Source organism: Enterobacter quasimori (genome assembly GCF_018597345.1).
GTDB lineage: Bacteria > Pseudomonadota > Gammaproteobacteria > Enterobacterales > Enterobacteriaceae > Enterobacter > Enterobacter mori.
Map to the genome: position 1 here is coordinate 1 of NZ_JAHEVU010000030.1, position 213 is coordinate 213.

General features: G+C 54.5%; 1 rRNA gene. It reads left to right on the forward strand.

Features of this window, described 5'->3' with window-relative positions:
• Nucleotides 1-213, forward strand: a 16S ribosomal RNA gene (locus KK102_RS22460); the annotation flags it as partial.

Genomic DNA, 213 nt, shown 5'->3' on the forward strand with positions numbered 1-213 from the left:
GGGAATATTGCACAATGGGCGCAAGCCTGATGCAGCCATGCCGCGTGTATGAAGAAGGCCTTCGGGTTGTAAAGTACTTTCAGCGGGGAGGAAGGCGGTGAGGTTAATAACCTCATCGATTGACGTTACCCGCAGAAGAAGCACCGGCTAACTCCGTGCCAGCAGCCGCGGTAATACGGAGGGTGCAAGCGTTAATCGGAATTACTGGGCGTA